This is a genomic window from Pseudomonas sp. BCRC 81390, assembly GCF_030341915.1.
Lineage (GTDB): Bacteria > Pseudomonadota > Gammaproteobacteria > Pseudomonadales > Pseudomonadaceae > Aquipseudomonas.
On the sequence record NZ_JATAAG010000025.1, the window covers coordinates 297,164 to 316,247 of the forward strand.

At 62.5% G+C, this 19,084-nt stretch carries 19 protein-coding genes; 9 read left to right on the top strand and 10 right to left on the bottom strand.

What is annotated here, in order from left to right; all coding sequences use genetic code 11:
* The first annotated feature begins 13 nt into the window (after window positions 1–13).
* Entirely contained in the window at window positions 14–1,495 is a 1,482-nt protein-coding gene (gene trpE / locus QSV36_RS12130) for an anthranilate synthase component I (RefSeq protein ID WP_289131813.1), read from the top strand.
* Between the two features lie 32 nt (window positions 1,496–1,527).
* On the opposite strand, the gene estP is transcribed toward trpE, so the two are convergent.
* Window positions 1,528–3,417: an esterase EstP gene (gene estP, locus QSV36_RS12135; protein ID WP_289131816.1), complete on the bottom strand. Its 1,890-nt coding sequence runs from the start codon at window positions 3,415–3,417 to the stop codon at window positions 1,528–1,530.
* A 369-nt stretch (window positions 3,418–3,786) separates the two neighbouring features.
* Between estP and QSV36_RS12140 the strand changes: the two genes are divergently transcribed.
* The 4 genes from QSV36_RS12140 (at window position 3,787) to QSV36_RS12155 (ending at window position 7,080) form a co-directional block, all read left to right on the top strand.
* Complete coding sequence (locus QSV36_RS12140; RefSeq protein ID WP_289131819.1) at window positions 3,787–4,380, top strand: aminodeoxychorismate/anthranilate synthase component II; 594 nt, start codon at window positions 3,787–3,789, stop codon at window positions 4,378–4,380.
* Between the two features lie 9 nt (window positions 4,381–4,389).
* Window positions 4,390–5,439, top strand: a complete 1,050-nt coding sequence (gene trpD, locus QSV36_RS12145) for an anthranilate phosphoribosyltransferase (protein ID WP_289131821.1) — start codon at window positions 4,390–4,392, stop codon at window positions 5,437–5,439.
* Window positions 5,436–6,269 (top strand): indole-3-glycerol phosphate synthase TrpC, encoded by an 834-nt coding sequence (gene trpC / locus QSV36_RS12150; protein WP_289131823.1) that lies wholly within the window; start codon window positions 5,436–5,438, stop codon window positions 6,267–6,269. Before trpD ends, trpC begins: the two co-directional genes overlap by 4 nt.
* Before the next feature lie 106 nt (window positions 6,270–6,375).
* Window positions 6,376–7,080, top strand: coding sequence for a lipoate--protein ligase family protein (locus QSV36_RS12155; RefSeq protein WP_289131825.1), 705 nt, complete (start codon window positions 6,376–6,378; stop codon window positions 7,078–7,080).
* On the opposite strand, the gene crp is transcribed toward QSV36_RS12155, so the two are convergent.
* Entirely contained in the window at window positions 7,077–7,721 is a 645-nt protein-coding gene (crp, locus tag QSV36_RS12160; RefSeq protein WP_289131827.1) for a cAMP-activated global transcriptional regulator CRP, read from the bottom strand. The two genes, QSV36_RS12155 and crp, sit on opposite strands and share 4 nt — an antisense overlap.
* A 191-nt stretch (window positions 7,722–7,912) precedes the next feature.
* Here crp and QSV36_RS12165 point away from each other — a divergent pair, with 191 nt between their 5' ends.
* Window positions 7,913–8,335: an OsmC family protein gene (locus QSV36_RS12165; RefSeq protein WP_225780154.1), complete on the top strand. Its 423-nt coding sequence runs from the start codon at window positions 7,913–7,915 to the stop codon at window positions 8,333–8,335.
* 40 nt (window positions 8,336–8,375) lie between these two features.
* Here the strand turns inward: QSV36_RS12165 and QSV36_RS12170 are convergent, their stop codons facing one another.
* From QSV36_RS12170 to hemJ, 6 genes are all read right to left on the bottom strand, one after another.
* Window positions 8,376–9,416 (bottom strand): DUF2157 domain-containing protein, encoded by a 1,041-nt coding sequence (locus QSV36_RS12170; RefSeq protein ID WP_289131831.1) that lies wholly within the window; start codon window positions 9,414–9,416, stop codon window positions 8,376–8,378.
* 10 nt (window positions 9,417–9,426) lie between these two features.
* Entirely contained in the window at window positions 9,427–10,074 is a 648-nt protein-coding gene (gene coq7 / locus QSV36_RS12175; RefSeq protein WP_186690118.1) for a 2-polyprenyl-3-methyl-6-methoxy-1,4-benzoquinone monooxygenase, read from the bottom strand.
* A 65-nt stretch (window positions 10,075–10,139) separates the two neighbouring features.
* Window positions 10,140–10,478 (bottom strand): histidine triad nucleotide-binding protein, encoded by a 339-nt coding sequence (locus tag QSV36_RS12180; protein ID WP_225780157.1) that lies wholly within the window; start codon window positions 10,476–10,478, stop codon window positions 10,140–10,142.
* Window positions 10,479–10,541: 63 nt separating this feature from the next.
* The gene (locus QSV36_RS12185; protein ID WP_289131836.1) at window positions 10,542–11,324 is read right to left on the bottom strand and encodes an SDR family NAD(P)-dependent oxidoreductase; all 783 of its coding nucleotides are present in this window, start codon (window positions 11,322–11,324) and stop codon (window positions 10,542–10,544) included.
* Window positions 11,325–11,390: 66 nt separating this feature from the next.
* Window positions 11,391–12,347, bottom strand: a complete 957-nt coding sequence (locus QSV36_RS12190) for an NAD(P)H-dependent flavin oxidoreductase (RefSeq protein ID WP_289131838.1) — start codon at window positions 12,345–12,347, stop codon at window positions 11,391–11,393.
* A 27-nt stretch (window positions 12,348–12,374) separates the two neighbouring features.
* Window positions 12,375–12,800 (bottom strand): protoporphyrinogen oxidase HemJ, encoded by a 426-nt coding sequence (hemJ, locus tag QSV36_RS12195; RefSeq protein ID WP_289131840.1) that lies wholly within the window; start codon window positions 12,798–12,800, stop codon window positions 12,375–12,377.
* 141 nt (window positions 12,801–12,941) lie between these two features.
* On the opposite strand from hemJ, the gene argC reads away from it, so the two are divergent.
* Both argC and erpA read left to right on the top strand, forming a co-directional pair.
* Window positions 12,942–13,976 carry an N-acetyl-gamma-glutamyl-phosphate reductase gene (gene argC / locus QSV36_RS12200; RefSeq protein ID WP_289131842.1) on the top strand — a complete coding sequence of 345 codons (1,035 nt, stop codon included), beginning with the start codon at window positions 12,942–12,944 and terminating at the stop codon, window positions 13,974–13,976.
* 145 nt (window positions 13,977–14,121) lie between these two features.
* Complete coding sequence (gene erpA, locus QSV36_RS12205; protein ID WP_015268740.1) at window positions 14,122–14,472, top strand: iron-sulfur cluster insertion protein ErpA; 351 nt, start codon at window positions 14,122–14,124, stop codon at window positions 14,470–14,472.
* A gap of 58 nt (window positions 14,473–14,530) precedes the next feature.
* On the opposite strand, the gene QSV36_RS12210 is transcribed toward erpA, so the two are convergent.
* Together QSV36_RS12210 and QSV36_RS12215 are read right to left on the bottom strand one after the other, a co-directional pair.
* Entirely contained in the window at window positions 14,531–15,622 is a 1,092-nt protein-coding gene (locus tag QSV36_RS12210; RefSeq protein ID WP_289131844.1) for an anhydro-N-acetylmuramic acid kinase, read from the bottom strand.
* A gap of 3 nt (window positions 15,623–15,625) precedes the next feature.
* Window positions 15,626–17,050, bottom strand: a complete 1,425-nt coding sequence (locus QSV36_RS12215; protein WP_289131846.1) for a peptidoglycan DD-metalloendopeptidase family protein — start codon at window positions 17,048–17,050, stop codon at window positions 15,626–15,628.
* Window positions 17,051–17,263: 213 nt separating this feature from the next.
* On the opposite strand from QSV36_RS12215, the gene tyrS reads away from it, so the two are divergent.
* Window positions 17,264–18,463, top strand: coding sequence for a tyrosine--tRNA ligase (tyrS, locus tag QSV36_RS12220; protein WP_289131848.1), 1,200 nt, complete (start codon window positions 17,264–17,266; stop codon window positions 18,461–18,463).
* Window positions 18,464–19,084: the final 621 nt, after the last annotated feature.

A 19,084-nucleotide genomic window follows, 5' to 3' on the forward strand; every position in this document is an offset into this window, starting at 1 on the left:
CACGAGGCTACCCATGACCCGCGAAGAATTCCTGCGCCTGGCCGCTGCCGGCTACAACCGCATTCCCCTGGCCTGCGAAACCCTGGCCGACTTCGACACCCCGCTGTCGATCTACCTGAAACTGGCCGACCAGTCGAACTCGTACCTGCTCGAATCGGTACAGGGCGGCGAGAAGTGGGGCCGCTACTCGATGATCGGCCTGCCGTCGCGCACGGTGCTGCGGGTACACGGCTACCACGTCAGCATCCTGCAAGATGGCGTGGAGGTGGAAAGCCACGACGTCGAAGACCCGCTGGCCTTCGTCGAAACCTTCAAGGACCGTTACAAGGTCGCCGACATCCCTGGCCTGCCGCGCTTCAACGGCGGCCTGGTCGGTTACTTCGGCTATGACTGCGTGCGCTACGTGGAAAAACGCCTGGGCGCCAGTCCCAACCCGGACCCGCTGGGCGTGCCGGATATCCTGTTGATGGTGTCGGACGCGGTGGTGGTGTTCGACAACCTGGCGGGCAAGATGCACGCCATCGTGCTGGTCGACCCGGCTGAACAGCAGGCATTCGAACATGGCCAGGCACGTCTGCAAGGGCTGCTGGAAACCCTGCGCCAGCCGATCACGCCACGCCGTGGCCTGGACCTGAGCGGCCCGCAGGCCGCCGAGCCGGCTTTCCGTTCCAGCTATACCCGCGAGGATTACGAAAACGCCGTTGGCCGTATCAAGGAATACATCCTGGCCGGGGACTGCATGCAGGTGGTGCCGTCGCAGCGCATGTCGATCGACTTCAAGGCCGCGCCCATCGACCTCTATCGCGCGCTGCGCTGCTTCAACCCGACGCCGTACATGTATTTCTTCAACTTTGGCGACTTCCACGTGGTCGGCAGTTCGCCTGAAGTGCTGGTGCGGGTCGAGGACAACCTGGTTACCGTTCGGCCGATTGCCGGTACCCGCCCGCGTGGTGCCACCGAAGAGGCCGACCGTGCGCTGGAAGACGACCTGCTGTCGGATGACAAGGAGATCGCCGAGCACCTGATGCTGATCGACCTGGGCCGCAACGATGTCGGCCGTGTGTCTTCCACCGGTAGCGTGCGCCTGACCGAGAAGATGGTGATCGAACGCTATTCCAATGTGATGCACATCGTGTCCAACGTCACGGGCCAGCTGCGTGAAGGGTTGACGGCGATGGACGCACTGCGGGCGATCCTGCCGGCCGGTACGCTTTCCGGGGCACCGAAGATTCGCGCGATGGAAATCATCGACGAACTTGAGCCAGTCAAGCGTGGGGTCTACGGTGGGGCGGTCGGTTACTTTGCCTGGAATGGCAACATGGATACCGCGATTGCCATCCGTACCGCAGTGATCAAGGATGGCGAACTGCATGTGCAGGCCGGTGGCGGCATCGTTGCCGACTCGGTGCCGGCGCTGGAATGGGAAGAAACCATCAACAAGCGCCGGGCAATGTTCCGCGCGGTGGCGTTGGCCGAGCAGACCTCCGCCAAGTAGATTGGTTGGGGCCGCCAAGCGGCCCCGGCAACCTAGAAGTCGACACTGACCCCCAGGCTAACCCCCTGCTGCGTCAGCTCATCGCTCTTGCGCCAGTTGTAATTCCCGCGCAAATGCACCCCCGTCACCACCTCATGGCTCAGCCCAAGGCTGGCCCGGGTCAGGTCGCTGTGCGGCTTATACCCGGTAAGAGTGAAGTCATTTGCCGGCAGACTGGTCAGGTGCATTGTCACATCCTGCTGATCATCTTCGAACTCATGCTCCTGCGCCACCTCGGCGAACAGCCGGGTGCCTGATGCAACCTGTACGCTGCCCAGCAACCCCACGCCCAGTCGACGTGACGTGCGCTCCTGATCATCGAAGCCCAGCGCCGTCGAACGCCCGCTCTTCTCGTCATAGCCATCCACCTTTACCCGCGCATAATCGGCGCTGACGAACGGCGCCAGTTGCCAGCCGCTGTTCTCGGCCGCCAGGTTATAGCCGAGCCGCGCCGACATCGCCCAGGCCTCGCCGTCGGTATCACCCTTTTCGCTGCGGCCGTTCACGCCGAGGGCGAAGGTACGTTTCAGATCGCTGTAGTCCAGGTGCCCGGCGGTCAGCGCCGCATCGGCCCACCAACGGTCCTGGCGGTATTCGGCGAAGGCACTGGCCAGGTAGCTGTCCAGCTTGTAGTCCGAGTCCTGTTCCCCGGCTTCCAGCTTCTGCCGATACACGCCGCCGGCCAGGCCCAGGCGCCAGGCCTCGTTCAGCCGATAGCTGCCGCCCAGGGTCAGGTTGTAGCCGCGGCCATCAGCGCTGGCCGCGCTGCGCTGCTCATCGAAGTCCAGGTCCTGCACGCTGGTGGAGACGAAAGCCTGCCATTGGCCCACCGCCTGCCAGGGCGTCTGCCACTGGTTGCGCAGTTCGTCCTGGTGAGCGCGCAGGCTGGCGTGGGCCATTTCCGGTAGCAGGGTCAGCTCCCAGGGGGCGGCAAGGATCGAATAGGCGTAGTCGGCAATCAGTTGCTGGCCGGCGATGGTCGGGTGCACCGCGTCGTTGAACAGCAGCTTGGTCGGGTCTGGCGTGCTGCCATTGATGCCATAAACCGGGTTCTCCACGCAGCCTTCGCCGCTGTAGCAGGTACCGACCAGGTTCTGGCCACTGGCCAAGCCATACTGGCTGGGGTCGGCCAACGCTTCGCCCAACAGCACGGGAATGTTGAGCGGAATGATCTCGGCATCGATCTGCCCCAGCTGGCCGAGCAGCGCCTGGTTGAACGCGCCAGACAGCAGCGACAGCTGGTTTTGCTCGGGCGTGCCACTGAAGTTTGGGGTTTGGCCGAGGTCGGGTAGCAGCCAGACCATGATGTAGCGGGCGCCACCTTGTTGCAGCGCCTGGGCGCTGGCGGCCAGGCGGGCACCGGCGGCCACCGCGTCGGCGGGGCTGCCGATCAACCCTTGCAAGAAGTCGTTGCCGCCGCCGGTCAGGTAGTACAGTGCGTTGGGGTCGGCACGCAGGCCGTTGGCCAGGTAGCCGGGGCGATCGCGAAGCACCAGCCCGGCGCCAGGATTGCCGGGCGGAATGACGGTCTCGGAAATCGTCGTGATCGAATCCAGGATCTGCTGGGTGGTGTAGCCGCCAACGGCCCAGTTGTTGCCATCGGGCCGAATGCCCACCGACGTTGAGGGGTTCAGATCGTCTGGGGCGATGCCCAGCCGACCACCCAGGATCATCGGCGACACCGGAGCAAAGTTGCCATTAGCATCCCGGTTGGTGAACCGTGAGCCAGACGTGCCGCCGGTCAGGTCGGGGAATTGCCCGGCATCGGCCAGGCTGTCGCCAAATACGATCAGCGAGGAGTAGGGCGAGGAGGCGCCGAACACCTGGCTGCAGGCCAAGGCCAGTGAGGCGAGGGTAAAGCGCAATAGCGTGGCTTTTCGCATCGGTGAACATCCTTTTCATTGTTTTTATCGGAACAACCCGATCGACCTTAGCAAATCGCAGGGCATCCCTCCCAAGTCCATTCGTTTTCCCCGTGTTTACGGGCATATTGCGCCCGTCGCCCCGGTAGGCTACTGTGCCGTGACGTATGAGCGAGACCTATCCTGTGTTGATCGTCAGCAAACTCTTGATGCGCGTAATCAAGGCCCACGCCCGTTGGCGTTGGCGCGCCTGACTTTATCCCCTGCCGGCCCGCCCGGCCCGTCCCCGTTTGCCTTCCTGTCTACCGCCCCTTGTGGCAATGCTGCGCCTGTTGGCGGGTGCAGGAAGGTTCGAATTCTGAAGTCAGTAGATTCAAGAGGTTTAACCCGATGTTACTGATGATCGACAATTACGACTCATTCACTTACAACGTCGTTCAGTACCTTGGTGAGCTGGGTGCCGAGGTCAAGGTCATTCGCAATGACGAGATGACCATCGCCCAGATCGAAGCCCTGAACCCCGAGCGCATCGTCGTTTCCCCAGGGCCATGCACGCCGAGCGAGGCGGGCGTGTCCATCGAGGCCATCCTGCACTTTGCCGGCAAGCTGCCGATTCTCGGGGTATGCCTGGGCCACCAGTCGATCGGCCAGGCTTTTGGCGGTGACGTGGTGCGTGCCCGCCAGGTGATGCATGGCAAGACCAGCCCGGTCCAGCACCGTGACCTTGGCGTGTTCGCCGGCCTGAACAACCCGCTGACCGTGACCCGCTACCATTCCCTGGTGGTCAAGCGCGAAACCCTGCCCGAGTGCCTGGAAGTGACCGCCTGGACGGCCCACGCTGATGGTTCGGTCGACGAAATCATGGGCCTGCGCCACAAGACCTTGAATATCGAAGGGGTGCAGTTCCACCCTGAATCGATCCTTACCGAACAGGGCCACGAGCTGTTCGCCAACTTCCTCAAGCAGACCGGCGGCCACCGCTAAGGATCGACCATGGATATCAAGAGCGCGTTAAGCCGTATCGTCGGCCACCTGGACCTTTCCACCGAAGAAATGCGCGACGTCATGCGCCAGATCATGACTGGCCAGTGCAGCGAAGCGCAGATTGGTGCCTTCCTCATGGGCATGCGCATGAAAAGCGAAAGCATCGACGAAATCGTCGGTGCGGTATCGGTGATGCGTGAACTGGCCGACAAGGTCGAGCTGCAAAGCCTCGATGGCGTGGTTGATATCGTCGGCACCGGCGGTGATGGTGCCAACATCTTCAACGTGTCTACCGCCTCCTCGTTCGTCCTGGCAGCGGCAGGTTGCACCGTGGCCAAGCACGGTAATCGCGCGGTTTCGGGCAAGAGCGGCAGTGCCGACCTGCTGGAGGCGGCTGGCATCTATCTGAACCTGACGCCCACCCAGGTAGCCCGCTGCATCGACAGCCTGGGTATCGGCTTCATGTTTGCACAAAGCCACCACAGTGCCATGAAGCATGCCGCTGGCCCGCGTCGCGACCTGGGGCTGCGTACCCTGTTCAACATGCTCGGCCCGCTTACGAATCCGGCCGGAGTGAAGCATCAAGTGGTGGGGGTGTTCACCCAGGCCCTGTGCCGGCCATTGGCCGAGGTGCTGCAGCGCCTGGGCAGCAAGCATGTATTGGTCGTGCATTCGAAAGACGGCCTGGACGAGTTCAGCCTGGCCGCGCCCACCTTCGTTGCCGAACTGAAAAATGGCGAGATCACTGAATACTGGGTCGAGCCGGAAGACCTCGGCATGAAGAGCCAGAGCCTGCACGGCCTGGCGGTCGAGGACCCGCAGGCGTCTCTGGAGTTGATCCGTGACGCGCTGGGGCGGCGCAAGACCGAGAACGGCCAGAAGGCGGCCGAAATGATCGTGCTCAATGCTGGCGCAGCGCTGTATGCCGCTGACCATGCCATGAGCCTGAAAGCTGGTGTGGAACTGGCCCACGACGTACTGCACACCGGCCTGGCCTGGGAGAAACTGCAGGAACTGGGTGCCTTTACTGCAGTATTCAAGGTGGAGAACGAAGCATGAGTGTGCCGACGGTGCTGGAAAGGATCATTGCCCGCAAGTTCCAGGAAGTGGCCGAGCGCAGTGCGCGCGTCAGCCTGGCTGAACTGGAAGCGCTGGCCAAGGTGGCCGACGCCCCGCGTGGCTTTGCCAAGGCGTTGATCGAGCAGGCCGGGCGCAAGCAGCCGGCTGTGATTGCCGAAATCAAGAAGGCCTCGCCGAGCAAGGGTGTGATCCGCGAGCATTTCGTGCCGGCGGAAATCGCCGTCAGCTACGAAAAAGGCGGGGCGACCTGCCTGTCGGTGCTGACCGATGTGGATTATTTCCAGGGTGCCGATGAATACCTGCAGCAGGCCCGCACGGCAGTTTCGCTGCCGGTGATCCGTAAGGATTTCATGGTCGACCCGTACCAGATCGTCGAAGCCCGCGCCTTGGGCGCAGACTGTGTGCTGCTGATCGTGGCAGCGCTGGATGACGTGAAGATGGCCGAGTTGGCGGCCACGGCCAAGGATGTCGGCCTTGACGTGCTGGTGGAAGTGCACGACGGCGATGAGCTGGAGCGCGCACTGAAAATCCTCGATACGCCGCTGGTGGGGGTGAACAACCGCAACCTGCACACCTTCGAGGTCAGTCTGGAAGCCACCCTTGACCTGCTACCACGTATTCCGCGTGATCGCCTGGTGGTTACCGAAAGCGGCATCCTGAACCGGGCCGATGTGGAACTGATGGAAATCAATGAGGTTTATTCGTTCCTGGTGGGTGAGGCATTCATGCGTGCCGAGCAGCCTGGGCTGGAATTGCAGCGGTTGTTCTTCCCGGAACTGGTGAAGAAGACTGTTCAGCAACTGGACTGACCAAACAAAGCCGGCCTTTTGCGCCGGCTTTTTTGTTTGCCTGGCCTGGCCCTTTCGCGGGTTCACCGGGGAAGAGCCCGTAGACATCGATATCGAAGGTGGATCAATGACCGATCAACCCCTGGCCCTGACCGTCGAACAAGGCCTGCACGCCGAACAGGAATTGCTGGCCGCCGTGTGCCGCGGCGAACGCAACAGTGGCGTACTGTTCTGGCGACCCACCGACCACGCCCTGGTCATGCCGCGGCGCATGAGCCGCCTGGACAATTTCGAGGCCGCCTGTGCGGAGCTGGCCATTGCCGGCTGGCCGGTGCTGCTGCGCGAGACCGGCGGCGAGCCCGTGCCGCAGTCGCATGCGACGGTGAACGTTGCACTGGTTTACGTCGCCCCACGCAGCGAAGGTGACCATGGCCGTATAGAAAACGCCTACGAACGCCTGTGCCTGCCGCTGTGCGAGGTGCTGCGCGAGTGGGGCGGGGTAGCATCGGTAGGCGAGATCGACGGGGCGTTCTGCGATGGCCGCTACAATGTCAACCTCAACGGCCGCAAACTGGTGGGCACTGCACAACGCTGGCGTCAGGGCCTGGCTGGCAAGCGTCCGGTGGTGCTGGTGCATGGTGCACTGCTGCTGGACAACGAGCGCGAGTCGATGGTGGCAGCGGTCAACCGCTTCAATGAATGTTGCGAACTGGACCAGCGCTGCCGTGCCGACGCACACATCGCCTTGCATGAAGTAGTGCCCGAGGCACCCTGGTTCGAGCGCCTGTCGCAGGCCTACGCCAAGGTGCTGGCAGAACTGCCCAGCGACTAGCGGGTACCGTAGACCACCATGGTCTTGCCTTTGACCTGCACCAGGCTGCGCTCCTCGAGGTCCTTGAGGACGCGGCCGACCATTTCCCGGGAGCAACCGACGATACGCCCGATCTCCTGACGGGTGATCTTGATCTGCATGCCGTCGGGGTGGGTCATGGCGTCAGGTTGCTTGCACAGGTCCAGCAGGCAACGTGCAACCCGCCCGGTCACGTCGAAAAACGCCAGGTCGCCTACCTTGCGCGTGGTGTTGCGTAGGCGTTGGGCCATCTGGCTGCCCAGCGCATAGAGAATCTCCGGGTCCTGGCGCGCCAGTTCGCGAAATTTCTCGTAACTGATTTCGGCCACTTCGCATTCGGTTTTCGCGCGCACCCAGGCACTGCGGTGTTGCTCGCTGCCAGCAGGCTCGAACAGACCCAGTTCGCCAAAAAAATCGCCACTGTTCAGGTAGGCGATGATCATTTCATGGCCTTCGTCGTCCTCGATGAGGATGGTGACCGATCCTTTGACAATGAATGACAGCGTCTCGGCCCGGTCGCCGGCGCAAATGATATTGCTTTTGGCGGGGTAGCGGCGGCGCTGGCAGTGCACCAGCAGCCTGTCGATGTTCTTTATCTTGGCGGGTAAGGCAGAAGCAACCATCACGAAATCCTGTTCGATGCGACGCATTGGCTTTTTGAAAGGGGTGGTTGGCGCGAAGCGCCAGTCATTTGGCGCCAGCTTATCAGACACAACAGAATGTTTCGGTATTAAACCGACGGGACTCGTACTTTTCCCACGACCATACAAGGTCTAAGCTGACACCCTTTTCCAAAAGTCAGGAGTCCGGTTAGATGAAGGCACGTATCCAGTGGGCCGGTGAGGCAATGTTCCTCGGCGAATCGGGGAGCGGCCACGTCGTCGTGATGGACGGCCCACCCGAGGCCGGCGGCCGCAACCTGGGGGTGCGGCCGATGGAAATGCTGTTGCTGGGCCTGGGTGGCTGCAGCAGCTTCGACGTGGTCAGCATTCTGAAGAAGTCGCGGCAGGCGGTGGAAAGCTGCGAGGCGTTCCTTGAGGCCGAGCGTGCAGGCGAGGACCCGAAGGTGTTCACCAGGATTCATATGAACTTCGTGGTGAAAGGGCGCGGGCTGAAAGAGGCGCAGGTCAAGCGCGCGGTGGAGCTGTCGGCGGAAAAGTACTGCTCGGCCTCGATCATGCTGGAGCGTGCCGGGGTGGAGATCAGCCACGGTTATGAAATTGTAGAGCTGGGTTAAGGCCATGGTTATGGGGCTGCTGCGCGCAGCCCCAACGTTATCACCTGCGAAGCGCAGGCAATGCCGCCCGCACCCGGTCAGGCAGCCAACCGCGCATCACCTGGCTCAATCGCTCCCGCCGTTTCTGATAAGCCAGGCCCAGCCCTATGACTGCGAGCCCGATCAAGGTCACCACCAGCGGGAACAGCAGCGACTCGGCAAACACCTCATACGACAGGTAGCCCAGGTAGGCCCCCACTCCCAGCGCGCCGAAAACCATGAACACCGGCCGGCGCAGCAGTACTGCCATGCCCATGAGTGCAACGTTGACCAGGCAGTACATGGCTTTGCCCAGCTCGCTGCCGCTGTCCGTCAGCGTCAGCCCGCCCCAGAAAGCCGCCAGCCCGGCGAGATAACCCCAGTGCGCGTAGTCTTCGCGGGTGCGGCCGTCGACCACGATGAATACCGCCAGCAGGCCCAGCCCGAACCATAACGACACCTCGCGGCGTTGCTCCCAGCTGAACGGCGAGCCGAACAACCATTCGCTCAGGTCCATCGACATGAACCACAAGGCCACGGCCACCGGCATGATGATGAACGGGTAGGGGACCAGCCTCAGCATCAGCAGCCCGGCGACTACCGTAGCCGCTTCCATTGCCAGCCAGCCGCCCTGCACATAGGTGTAATACTGGTGATAGTTGGCCTGCACGTCGTCGAGTGGCCACCAGCCGGCCAGCCGTTCGACGGCGAACACCGCCAGTGGCACGATGCTGACCGCGACTGCTGCCAGCACCCCGGCCGCGACGGGCTGGGCGCGATGTTGCAGGTTAACGGCGAACAGCGTGAGCAGCAGGATGTAAAGGCTGGCAATGGCCAGCAGTGCCCAGTCGCCAATACTCATCCAGGCTTCGGTGAGCAGCCAGCCCATGGCCGCCATGATCAGCATGGCGCCGAAATAGAATGCGACATGGGCCAGCTGGAAGCTGCCGCGGGGTGCCGGTTGCTGGCGCAGGAAGGCCACAAGGGCCTGGTCCTGGCCAGGCTGGAGAATGCCGGCGTGCACGGCGCGCGCCAGGTCCTTGGCGTCGAAACGGTCCGTCATGGTAATGCCTTCAGATACGGTAGGTGCTCTTGGTCATGACCTTGGCCAACAGGCTCATGCCAAAGCGGACCGGGGCGGGGAAGCGATAACCACCGGCTGCCAGTGCGGAGTCGGCGTGCTGTTCCTCATCGATACGCATCTGTTCGAGGATGGCCCGGGACTTTTCGTCTTCCTGCGGGATCTGCTCCAGGTGTTCGTCGAGGTGCTTGCACACCTGATGTTCGGTGGCAGCGACGAAGCCCAGGCTGACCTTGTCGCTGACCAGTCCGGCGAGTGCGCCGATACCGAACGACATGCCGTAGAACAGTGGGTTGAGCACGCTGGGGTGGCTGTTCAGCTGGCGGATACGCTGTTCGCACCAGGCCAGGTGGTCCACTTCTTCCTCGGCGGCATGCTCCATGGCCTTGCGCACTTCAGGCAGCTTGGCGGTCAGGGCCTGGCCCTGGTACAGCGCCTGGGCACAGACTTCACCGGTGTGGTTGATACGCATCAGCCCGGCAACGTGGCGGGCCTGCTGTTCGTCCAGGTCGATGTCCGGCTGCACGATAGCCGGCGAGGGGCGGGCGGGTTGGCCGCTGAAGGGCAGCAAGGTGCGCATGGCGGTGTCGGCCTGCAGCAACAAGCGGTCGAGCGGCGAGTAGTGACGTTCGGTAGCCATCGGGCACCTCCGCAAGAATGTGCCCGACAGTTTACCGCAATAGTGGCAGGGTGGCTTGCCGTGGATCAGCCCGGTGGCCAGTGCATCTGGCGCTGGCCAAGCACGTGCATGTGGATGTGGTAAACGGTCTGGCCGCCTTGCTCGTTGCAATTCATGACTACGCGGAAGCCGTCCTCGCAGCCCAGTTCCCTGGCCAGGCGCTGGGCGGTGAACAGGATGTGGCCCGCCAGGCCCTTGTCTTCTTCGGTCAGGTCATTGAGGGTGCGGATATGCTTTTTCGGGATGACCAGAAAATGCACGGGCGCCTGGGGGGCGATATCGTGGAACGCCAGGACCTGGTCGTCCTCGTAGATGATCTTCGCCGGGATTTCCCGGTTGATGATCTTGATGAATAAATCGTCCACAGCACTTGCTCCATGGTGAGGGTCGGGCCGAGTGTACTCAGCCAGGCGTCGCTCGCCCAGTGGCTATTCCATGCCGAGCGGGCAGTAGCGGCGGTGGATGAAGCCGGCCAGCTTGCGCACCAGCCAGCGGGGCAGCAGGCGCGGTGCGAAAGCCAGCCAGCGGTTGCGCCGGCCGGGCATGATCAGTGCGCGGTTCTTGTCCAGTGCGCGCACGGTGTACAGCGCCACCTCCTCCGGGCTGAGGCAGCGTGGCTTGCCATCGAGCCGCGGTATACGCCGACGCGAGGAGCGCACCGGGCCGGGGCACAGCACCGAGACCTTGATGCCGGTGCGCTTAAGTTCTTCGCGCAGGGCCTGCGAGAAGCTCAGTACATAGGCCTTGCTGGCGGCATAGGCGGCCATCCAAGGGCCCGGCGCCACGCCGGCCAGGCCTGCAACATTGAGGATCTGACCGCCGCCCTGCACCGCCATCAGGTTGCCGATGGCGTGGCATAGCCGGCTCAGGGCCAGCACGTTGACTTCCAGCAGGTCCTGCTCGTCGGCCCACTCATGAGCCAGGAACGGGCCGTAGGTGCGCAAGCCGGCACAGTTGACCAGCAGATCGATGCGCCGTTCGCCTTCTTCCAGTTCCAGCACGAAGCCCGACAGGCGCAGTGGCTGGCTGAGGTCGCAAGCGCGGAACAGCACTTCCACGCCAAAGCGCTGGGTAAGCTCGATGGCTACCGGCTCCAGCGTCTCCCGTTGGCGTGCCACCAGGATCAGGTTGCGCCCGCGCCGCGCCAGCGCTTCCGCCAGGGCCAGGCCCAGGCCGCTGGAAGCACCAGTGATCATGGCGTAACGGGTCATGCAAGGCTCCTGGGGGCTGAAGAGGCGCCTAGTGTACAGCTTGGCCGGACCAGGTGTTGCCTTTTGCTACGAGGCGCAATGAGCCAGGGCCTGGTAGCGCTGCACGGCTTCCCGGTACTCGTTGTAGAGCCGTTCGATCAGCGCACCGGCATCCGGCAGATCGTCGATACTGCCGACACCCTGGCCCGCCGACCACACGGTTTTCCAGGCCTTGGCTTCGTCGTGTATCGGCTTGAGCTTGCCGTGCTCGTGGCCGCGCTTGAGTGCGTCCAGGTCGTAGCCGGCCTGCTCCAGGCTCGCGCGCAGAAAGCTGGCAGGCACGCCGGACACTGCCGGAGTGTGGATGATGTCGGCGGCATGGGCATCGAGCAGCATCTGCTTGTAGGCATTCTGGGCCTGGCTTTCGGTCGTGGCGATGAAGCGGGTGCCCATGTAGGCCAGGTCGGCGCCGAGCATCTGTGCCGCCAGGATCTCGTGGCCATGGTTGAGGCAGCCGGCCAACAGCAAGGTCTTGTCGAAGAACTGGCGAATTTCCGCGACCAGGGCGAACGGGCTCCAGGTGCCGGCATGGCCGCCTGCGCCTGCGGCCACCGCAATCAGCCCATCGACCCCGGCCTCGGCTGCCTTTTCGGCATGGCGGCGCGTGGTGACGTCGTGGAATACCAGGCCGCCGTAACCGTGCACGGCATCGACCACTTCCTTCACTGCGCCCAGGCTGGTGATGACGATCGGCACGCGGTGCTCCACACACAACGCCAGGTCGGCCTGCAGGCGCGGGTTGGTCGAATGAACGATCAGGTTCACGGCATACGGGGCTGGCGCCGGCAATTGCCCCAGACCGTTCTCGATTTCCTCCAACCAGGCCTTGAAACCGGCGCTGTCGCGCTGGTTCAGGGCCGGGAAACTGCCGACTATTCCACCGGAGCAGCACGCCAGCACCAGCCTGGGGTTGGAAATCAGGAACATCGGTGCGGCAACCACTGGCAGGCGCAGGCGTTGGTCGAGCGAGGCGGGTAGTGCCATGGCGAGGCTCCTTGAGCGGGGGCGGCGTCAGAACGGCTTGACCACCACCAGGATCACGATGCCCAGCAGAAACAGCACGGGCACTTCATTGAACCAGCGATAGTAGACGTGGCTGCGGGTATTGGTGCCGCTGGCGAAGCGTTTGCGCTGGGCGCCGCACATGTGATGGTAGACGGTCAGGAGGATGACCAGGGTCAGCTTGGCATGCAGCCAGCCCTGGCTGAGCCAGCCGGGGGTGAGGTACAGCATCCATCCGCCGAACACGTAGGTGGCGATCATCGCCGGGTTCATGATGCCGCGGAACAGCTTGCGCTCCATGGTCACGAAACGTTCCTGGCTGATGCTGTCCTGGCTCTGGGCGTGGTAGACGAACAGCCGCGGCAGGTAGAACAGGCCGGCGAACCAGCAGACCACGCTGACGATGTGCAGCGCTTTGATCCATAGGTAAAGCATGGGGGAGTTCCTTCAGGTATTCACGGTCGTCAGATAGTAGTGGTCAAGCGCCCGAAGGGTCATCCGAAGAGTTGTTACAGGCGCCTTGCACCCCTATTATCGTGCGCTTTCCAGACGGCTCGTTGATAAGGGGCAAGCGTTATGATCAAGGTCGGTATCGTCGGCGGCACGGGTTACACCGGCGTCGAACTGTTGCGTCTGCTGGCACAGCATCCACAGGCCGAAGTGGCGGTCATCACTTCGCGCTCCGAGGCGGGCGTGGCGGTGGCGGACATGTACCCGAACCTGCGCGGCCATTATGACGGGCTGGCATTCAGCGTGCCCGACAGCAAGACCCTGGCGGCCTGTGACGCGGTGTTCTTCGCCACACCGCACGGCGTCGCCCATGCCCTGGCCGGCGAGCTGCTGGCGGCGGGTACCAAGGTGATCGACCTGTCGGCCGACTTCCGTTTGCAGGACGCCGCCGAGTGGGGCAAGTGGTACGGCCAGCCGCACGGCGCACCGGAGCTGCTCAAGGACGCGGTTTACGGTTTGCCTGAAGTCAACCGTGAGAAAATCCGCCAGGCACGCCTGATCGCCGTGCCGGGTTGCTACCCGACCGCTACCCAGCTGGGCTTCCTGCCGCTGCTGGAGGCAGGCCTGGCCGACCCGTCGCGCCTGATCGCCGACTGTAAGTCCGGGGTCAGCGGTGCTGGCCGTGGTGCGGCGGTGGGCTCGCTGTTCTGCGAAGCCGGCGAGAGCATGAAGGCCTATGCGGTCAAGGGCCATCGCCACCTGCCGGAAATCAGCCAGGGCCTGCGCCTGGCGGCTGGCAAAGACATCGGCCTGACCTTCGTGCCGCACCTGACGCCGATGATCCGTGGCATCCACGCCACCCTGTACGCGACCGTTGCCGACACTTCGGTCGACCTGCAGGCGCTGTTCGAGAAACGCTATGCCGACGAGCCGTTCGTCGACGTGATGCCGGCTGGCAGCCACCCGGAAACCCGCAGTGTGCGCGGCGCCAACGTCTGCCGCATTGCCGTTCATCGCCCACAGGGCGGCGACCTGGTGGTGGTGCTTTCGGTGATCGACAACCTGGTCAAGGGCGCATCCGGCCAGGCGGTGCAGAACCTCAACATCCTGTTCGGCCTGGACGAGCGCATGGGCCTGTCCCACGCTGGCCTGCTGCCGTAAGCCATCATCGGTGGAAAGGCCCGCGTCGTGCGGGCCTTTTTGTTTGTCGCGACTAAAGCCGCACAATTCTTGACCGATTTTCTCGGGAAAGCGGATAATGCGCGTCATCGAGTTTTATGGCGGCTACCGCGCCGGGAGAATCAACATGAGCGTCGAAACCTTCACCCCTACGGCTTTGGAATTCACCCACGGTGCTGCGCAGAAGGTGAAGAACCTGGTTTCCGAGGAAGGCAACGATCGTCTGAAGCTGCGCGTGTTCGTCACCGGTGGCGGTTGCTCCGGCTTCCAGTATGGCTTCACCTTCGATGAAGACGTGGCCGAGGATGACACCATCGTCGAGCGCGAAGGGGTTTCCCTGGTGGTCGACCCGATGAGCTTCCAGTACCTGGCCGGCGCCGAGGTGGATTACCAGGAAGGCCTGGAAGGCTCGCGCTTCGTGATCAAGAACCCTAATGCTGCAACTACTTGCGGCTGCGGCTCGTCGTTCTCGATCTAAAGCCTGGCCATACGAAAACGCCGCGCAATTGCGCGGCGTTTTGCTTTCTGCTGGATGCTCAGGCTGGGTAGATTGCGCCCAATACCCGCAGGCCTTCGGCCGCTGTCACGCTAGGGCGGTTGGCGGCGATACCTTCCAGGCAACAATGGGCCAGCCAGGCGAATGCCATGGCTTCGACCCAGTCCGGGTCAACACCGTGGGTGCCGGTGCTGGCGACCCGGGCGGCGGGTAGTAGCTGGCCAAGCCGTGCCATCAGGGCGCCGTTGCGCGCGCCGCCGCCGCACACCAACAGCGCTTCGGTGCCTTGTTGGGCATTGCTCAGCGAGTCGATGATGCTGCGTGCGGTCAGCTCCAGCAGTGTTGCCTGCACATCTTCGTCGCGGTAGGCAGGCAGGCGGGCAAGGTGACCGTCCAGCCAAGCCAGGTTGAACACCTCGCGACCTGTGCTCTTCGGGCCGCTGCCAGCGAAGAACGGGTCGGCCAGCAGTGCGTCGAGCAAATCGGCCTGTACCGTGCCCGAAGCCGCCCAGGCACCATCCGCATCATAGGCCTGGCCGCGCTTGCGCTCGATCCAGGCGTCCAGCAGCACGTTACCCGGGCCGCAGTCGAAGCCACGGACCGGCTTGTCCTGCTCGATCAGGCTCAGGTTGCTGAAGCCGCCCACGTTGAGAATGGCAAGGCGCTGGCCGAGATGGCCGAACAGGGTTTCATGAAAGGCCGGGACCAGCGGTGCGCCTTGACCGCCGGCTGCCACATCGCGGCGGCGGAAGTCAGCGACCACACTGATGCCGGTGAGCTCGGCGAGCAGCGCCGGGTTGCCGATTTGCACGGTAAAACCGCGTGCGGGCTCGTGGCGGATGGTCTGGCCATGGCTGCCGATGGCGCGGATGGCATCAGCCTGCAACCCCTGGCTGGCCAGCAGTTGGCGAATGCCTTCACTGGCAAGCGTGGCCCAGCGGTTTTCCGCCAGCGCGGCGCGCGCGATCTCGTCAGGGCCGCTGCTGCAGAGGGCAAGCAGTTCCTGGCGCAGGTCGCCTGGCATGGGCAGGTAGTGGGTGGCGAGCAGCTCAGGCTGCTCGCCTTGTGCGATCAGGGCAATGTCCAGGCCATCGAGGCTGGTGCCGGACATCACCCCCAGGTAGCGCGCCATGGCTTAGCGCTTGTTCGCCGCGAGCAGGGTGGCCTTTTCCTGGTCCATGCGGGCAATCAGGGGTTGGCTCTGCTGCAGGAAGCGTTGACGTTCGTTGCGGGCGATCGGGTCGGCCATTGGCACTTTCTGGCTCAACGGGTCGACGTGCACACCGTTGACCTGGAACTCGTAGTGCAGGTGCGGGCCGGTGGACAGGCCGGTGGTGCCGATGTAGCCGATGATCTGGCCTTGCTTGACCATGCCGCCGGTCTTGATGCCCTTGGCGAAGCCCTGCATGTGGCCATACAGCGTCTTGTAGCGGTTGCCGTGCTGGATGATCACGGTGTTGCCGTAACCGCCACGGCGTCCCGCCAGTTCGATACGGCCGTCACCGGCCGCCTTGATCGGGGTGCCGCGTGGGGCGGCGTAGTCAACGCCCTTGTGCGCGCGGATCTTGTTCAGGATCGGGTGCTTGCGGCCTGCGGAGAAGCGCGAGCTGATGCGGGCGAAGTCCACCGGGGTGCGGATGAACGCCTTGCGCAGGCTGTTGCCGTCGGCGGTGTAGTAGCTGGTGTTGCCCTGCTTGTTGGTGTAACGCACGGCGGTGTAGGTCTTGCCACGGTTGGTGAACCGTGCGGAGAGGATGTTACCGGTGCCGACGACCTTGCCGTCCATCACCTTCTGCTCGTAGACCACGTCGAATTCATCGCCTGGGCGGATGTCCTGGGCGAAATCGATGTCGTAACCCAGCACGCGAGCCATGTCCATGGTCATGCTGTGGGACAGGCCGGCGCGCTGCGCCGAGGCCGACAGGGAGCTTTTGATCACGCCATGGGCATAGGCGGTACGCACGACCGGCTTGCTGATTTCGCGGTTGAAGGTGTAGCCCTTGTCGGTCTTGGTCAGGCGGATGGTTTCGAGGTTGCTGACCTTGCTGTGCAGGCTGGCCAGCTGGCCGTCCTTGTCGAGTTCGAACTGCAGCACCTGGCCATGCTTGAGCTGGCTGAACTGCTTGGCCTGCTTGTTGCTGGCCAGCAGGTCATGCACTGCATTGGTCGGCAAGCCCACCTTGGCGAACAGGGTGGAGAGCGTGTCGCCGCGGGCTACAGTGACTTCGCGGTGGCCGGGCTCCTTGGTGGTTTCGGCGACCGGTGCTGCGACTGGGGCGTCTTCCTGCTTGGCGTTCTGGGTTTCGGGGGTGGCGTCCTCTATCTGGGCGAATGGCGAGCCTTGCTCACCTTCTGCCTGTACCAGGGGCGCAGCGCGGGATTCGTCCTTCAACTGCTCGGCAGGGCTTTCCAGCTCGAGGTTGAGGGTGGTTTTCTTGGCTTCCACTTCGCTGGAGGGAAATACCAGCAGGGCCAGGCTGAGCAGGGCGGCGATGCCGCTGGCGGCCAACAGATGGCTTTTCGGATAAAGCGGGGGCGCTTTAGGCGGTTCGTTGGTCATGGGCACGGTGACTTTGAAAAAGGTGAAATGGAAAAGATGAATGACATGATGAAGATGAAATAACTGTATAAAATATAACCAAAACCATTTTCACGCAAGGGCGCGTAGACGCCGCAAGCCTGTGCCCGGGTCACATTCCTTTGCGAAACTTGTAATTGACGGCCGATCTTGTATGGTTGGCTCCCCCTGAATCTGAGCCTTGCGGGTTTGTCTATGAAGTCGGTTGAAGAGCAGCTGGCGCTTATCAAGCGCGGTGCGGAAGAAGTACTGGTCGAGTCGGAACTGGTGGAGAAGCTCAAGCGCGGCCAGCCTCTGCGCATCAAGGCCGGCTTCGACCCGACCGCGCCAGACCTGCACCTTGGGCACACAGTGCTGATCAACAAGCTGCGTCAGTTCCAGGACCTGGGGCACCAGGTCATCTTCCTGATCGGTGACTTCACCGGCATGATCGGCGACCCGAGCGGCAAGAGTGCCACGCGTCCGCCGCTGACTCGCGAGCAGGTGCTGGAAAACGCCGAGACCTATAAGCAGCAGGTGTTCAAGATCCTCGACCCAGCCAAGACCGAGGTCGCGTTCAACTCCACCTGGATGGACAAGCTGACCCCGGCTGACTTCATTCGCCTGGCTTCGCAGTACACCGTGGCGCGCATGCTTGAGCGTGATGACTTCGACAAGCGCTACACCACCAACCAGCCGATCGCTATCCATGAATTCTTGTACCCGCTGGTCCAGGGCTATGACTCGGTGGCACTGAAGGCTGATGTCGAGCTGGGTGGCACCGACCAGAAGTTCAACCTGCTGATGGGGCGCGAGCTGCAGCGTGCCTATGGCCAGGAAGCGCAGAACATCGTGACCATGCCGCTGCTCGAAGGGCTCGATGGCGTCAAGAAGATGTCCAAGTCGCTGGGTAACTATGTCGGTATCCAGGAAGCGCCGGGCGTGATGTACAGCAAGCTGGTGTCGATCCCGGATACCCTGATGTGGCGCTACTTCGAGCTGCTGAGTTTCCGCTCGATGGAAGAGATCGAGCAGTTCCGTGCCGACGTCGCCAATGGCGCCAACCCGCGTGACATCAAGATCAAGCTGGCGGAAGAGATCGTTGCGCGCTTCCATGGCGAAGAAGCTGCGGCCAATGCGCACCGTGCAGCAGGTAACCGCATGAAGGATGGCGAGTTGCCGGAAGACCTGCCGGAGGTTGAAGTGACTGCGGCGGAAGACCTGCCGATCGCTGCGGTGCTGAATCGTGCTGGTCTGGTGAAGAACTCGGCGCAGGCTCGTGATCTGCTCAGTGGCGGCGCGGTAAAGGTTGATGGTGTCGTGGTCGAGCGTGACTTCATGTTTGCCCTGGGGGCGACCCACGTTTGCCAGGCGGGCAAGAAGTCGTTTGCGCGGGTTACCCTCAAGGCGGAGTGATTGCTGGTAGGTGTAGCTATATAGAAGCGGGGAGGCCGTCAGGCCTCCCCGCTTTGTTTTTCAGTGATATGAAGGTTTCTTGAAATTAAAGGTTGACGCGGTTTCGAATGCCCTTATAATGCGCCCCACTTCCAGCGACATCGGAACGAAAAACTCCTTGATAATCAATGAGTTAATTAGTGGCGAAGAGGTTGGAAGGGCTACGGTCGCATGATCGGCGGCGGTTGAGATGAAGGTTGACAGCGGGTTTAAACGCTGTATGATTCGCCTCCCGCTACGAGAGATCGCAGCGAGTCAAGTGTTTGAAGCTAAACGAGTTTCTCGCAAAAAACTTCAAAATAAACGCTTGACAGCCAATGAGGAAAGCGTAGAATGCGCGCCTCGGTTGAGACGAAACATTCTTAACCAAACGCTCTTTAACAAATCGAATCAAGCAATTCGTGTGGGTGCTTGTGAGTACGGACTGATAGTCACAAAGATTATCAGCATCACAAGTGGCCATGCGAAAAATCACATAGTCATTTGAGATTGCTGAGCCAAGTTTAGGGTTTCTTAAAAACCCAAGCAGTATTGAACTGAAGAGTTTGATCATGGCTCAGATTGAACGCTGGCGGCAGGCCT

Coding starts and splice junctions, on each gene's coding strand:
- trpE (WP_289131813.1), top strand. CDS start 14: ATGACCCGCGAAGAATTCCTGCGCCTGGCCGCTGCCGGCTACAACCGC.
- estP (WP_289131816.1), bottom strand. CDS start 3,417: ATGCGAAAAGCCACGCTATTGCGCTTTACCCTCGCCTCACTGGCCTTG.
- QSV36_RS12140 (WP_289131819.1), top strand. CDS start 3,787: ATGTTACTGATGATCGACAATTACGACTCATTCACTTACAACGTCGTT.
- trpD (WP_289131821.1), top strand. CDS start 4,390: ATGGATATCAAGAGCGCGTTAAGCCGTATCGTCGGCCACCTGGACCTT.
- trpC (WP_289131823.1), top strand. CDS start 5,436: ATGAGTGTGCCGACGGTGCTGGAAAGGATCATTGCCCGCAAGTTCCAG.
- QSV36_RS12155 (WP_289131825.1), top strand. CDS start 6,376: ATGACCGATCAACCCCTGGCCCTGACCGTCGAACAAGGCCTGCACGCC.
- crp (WP_289131827.1), bottom strand. CDS start 7,721: ATGGTTGCTTCTGCCTTACCCGCCAAGATAAAGAACATCGACAGGCTG.
- QSV36_RS12165 (WP_225780154.1), top strand. CDS start 7,913: ATGAAGGCACGTATCCAGTGGGCCGGTGAGGCAATGTTCCTCGGCGAA.
- QSV36_RS12170 (WP_289131831.1), bottom strand. CDS start 9,416: ATGACGGACCGTTTCGACGCCAAGGACCTGGCGCGCGCCGTGCACGCC.
- coq7 (WP_186690118.1), bottom strand. CDS start 10,074: ATGGCTACCGAACGTCACTACTCGCCGCTCGACCGCTTGTTGCTGCAG.
- QSV36_RS12185 (WP_289131836.1), bottom strand. CDS start 11,324: ATGACCCGTTACGCCATGATCACTGGTGCTTCCAGCGGCCTGGGCCTG.
- QSV36_RS12190 (WP_289131838.1), bottom strand. CDS start 12,347: ATGGCACTACCCGCCTCGCTCGACCAACGCCTGCGCCTGCCAGTGGTT.
- hemJ (WP_289131840.1), bottom strand. CDS start 12,800: ATGCTTTACCTATGGATCAAAGCGCTGCACATCGTCAGCGTGGTCTGC.
- argC (WP_289131842.1), top strand. CDS start 12,942: ATGATCAAGGTCGGTATCGTCGGCGGCACGGGTTACACCGGCGTCGAA.
- erpA (WP_015268740.1), top strand. CDS start 14,122: ATGAGCGTCGAAACCTTCACCCCTACGGCTTTGGAATTCACCCACGGT.
- QSV36_RS12210 (WP_289131844.1), bottom strand. CDS start 15,622: ATGGCGCGCTACCTGGGGGTGATGTCCGGCACCAGCCTCGATGGCCTG.
- QSV36_RS12215 (WP_289131846.1), bottom strand. CDS start 17,050: ATGACCAACGAACCGCCTAAAGCGCCCCCGCTTTATCCGAAAAGCCAT.
- tyrS (WP_289131848.1), top strand. CDS start 17,264: ATGAAGTCGGTTGAAGAGCAGCTGGCGCTTATCAAGCGCGGTGCGGAA.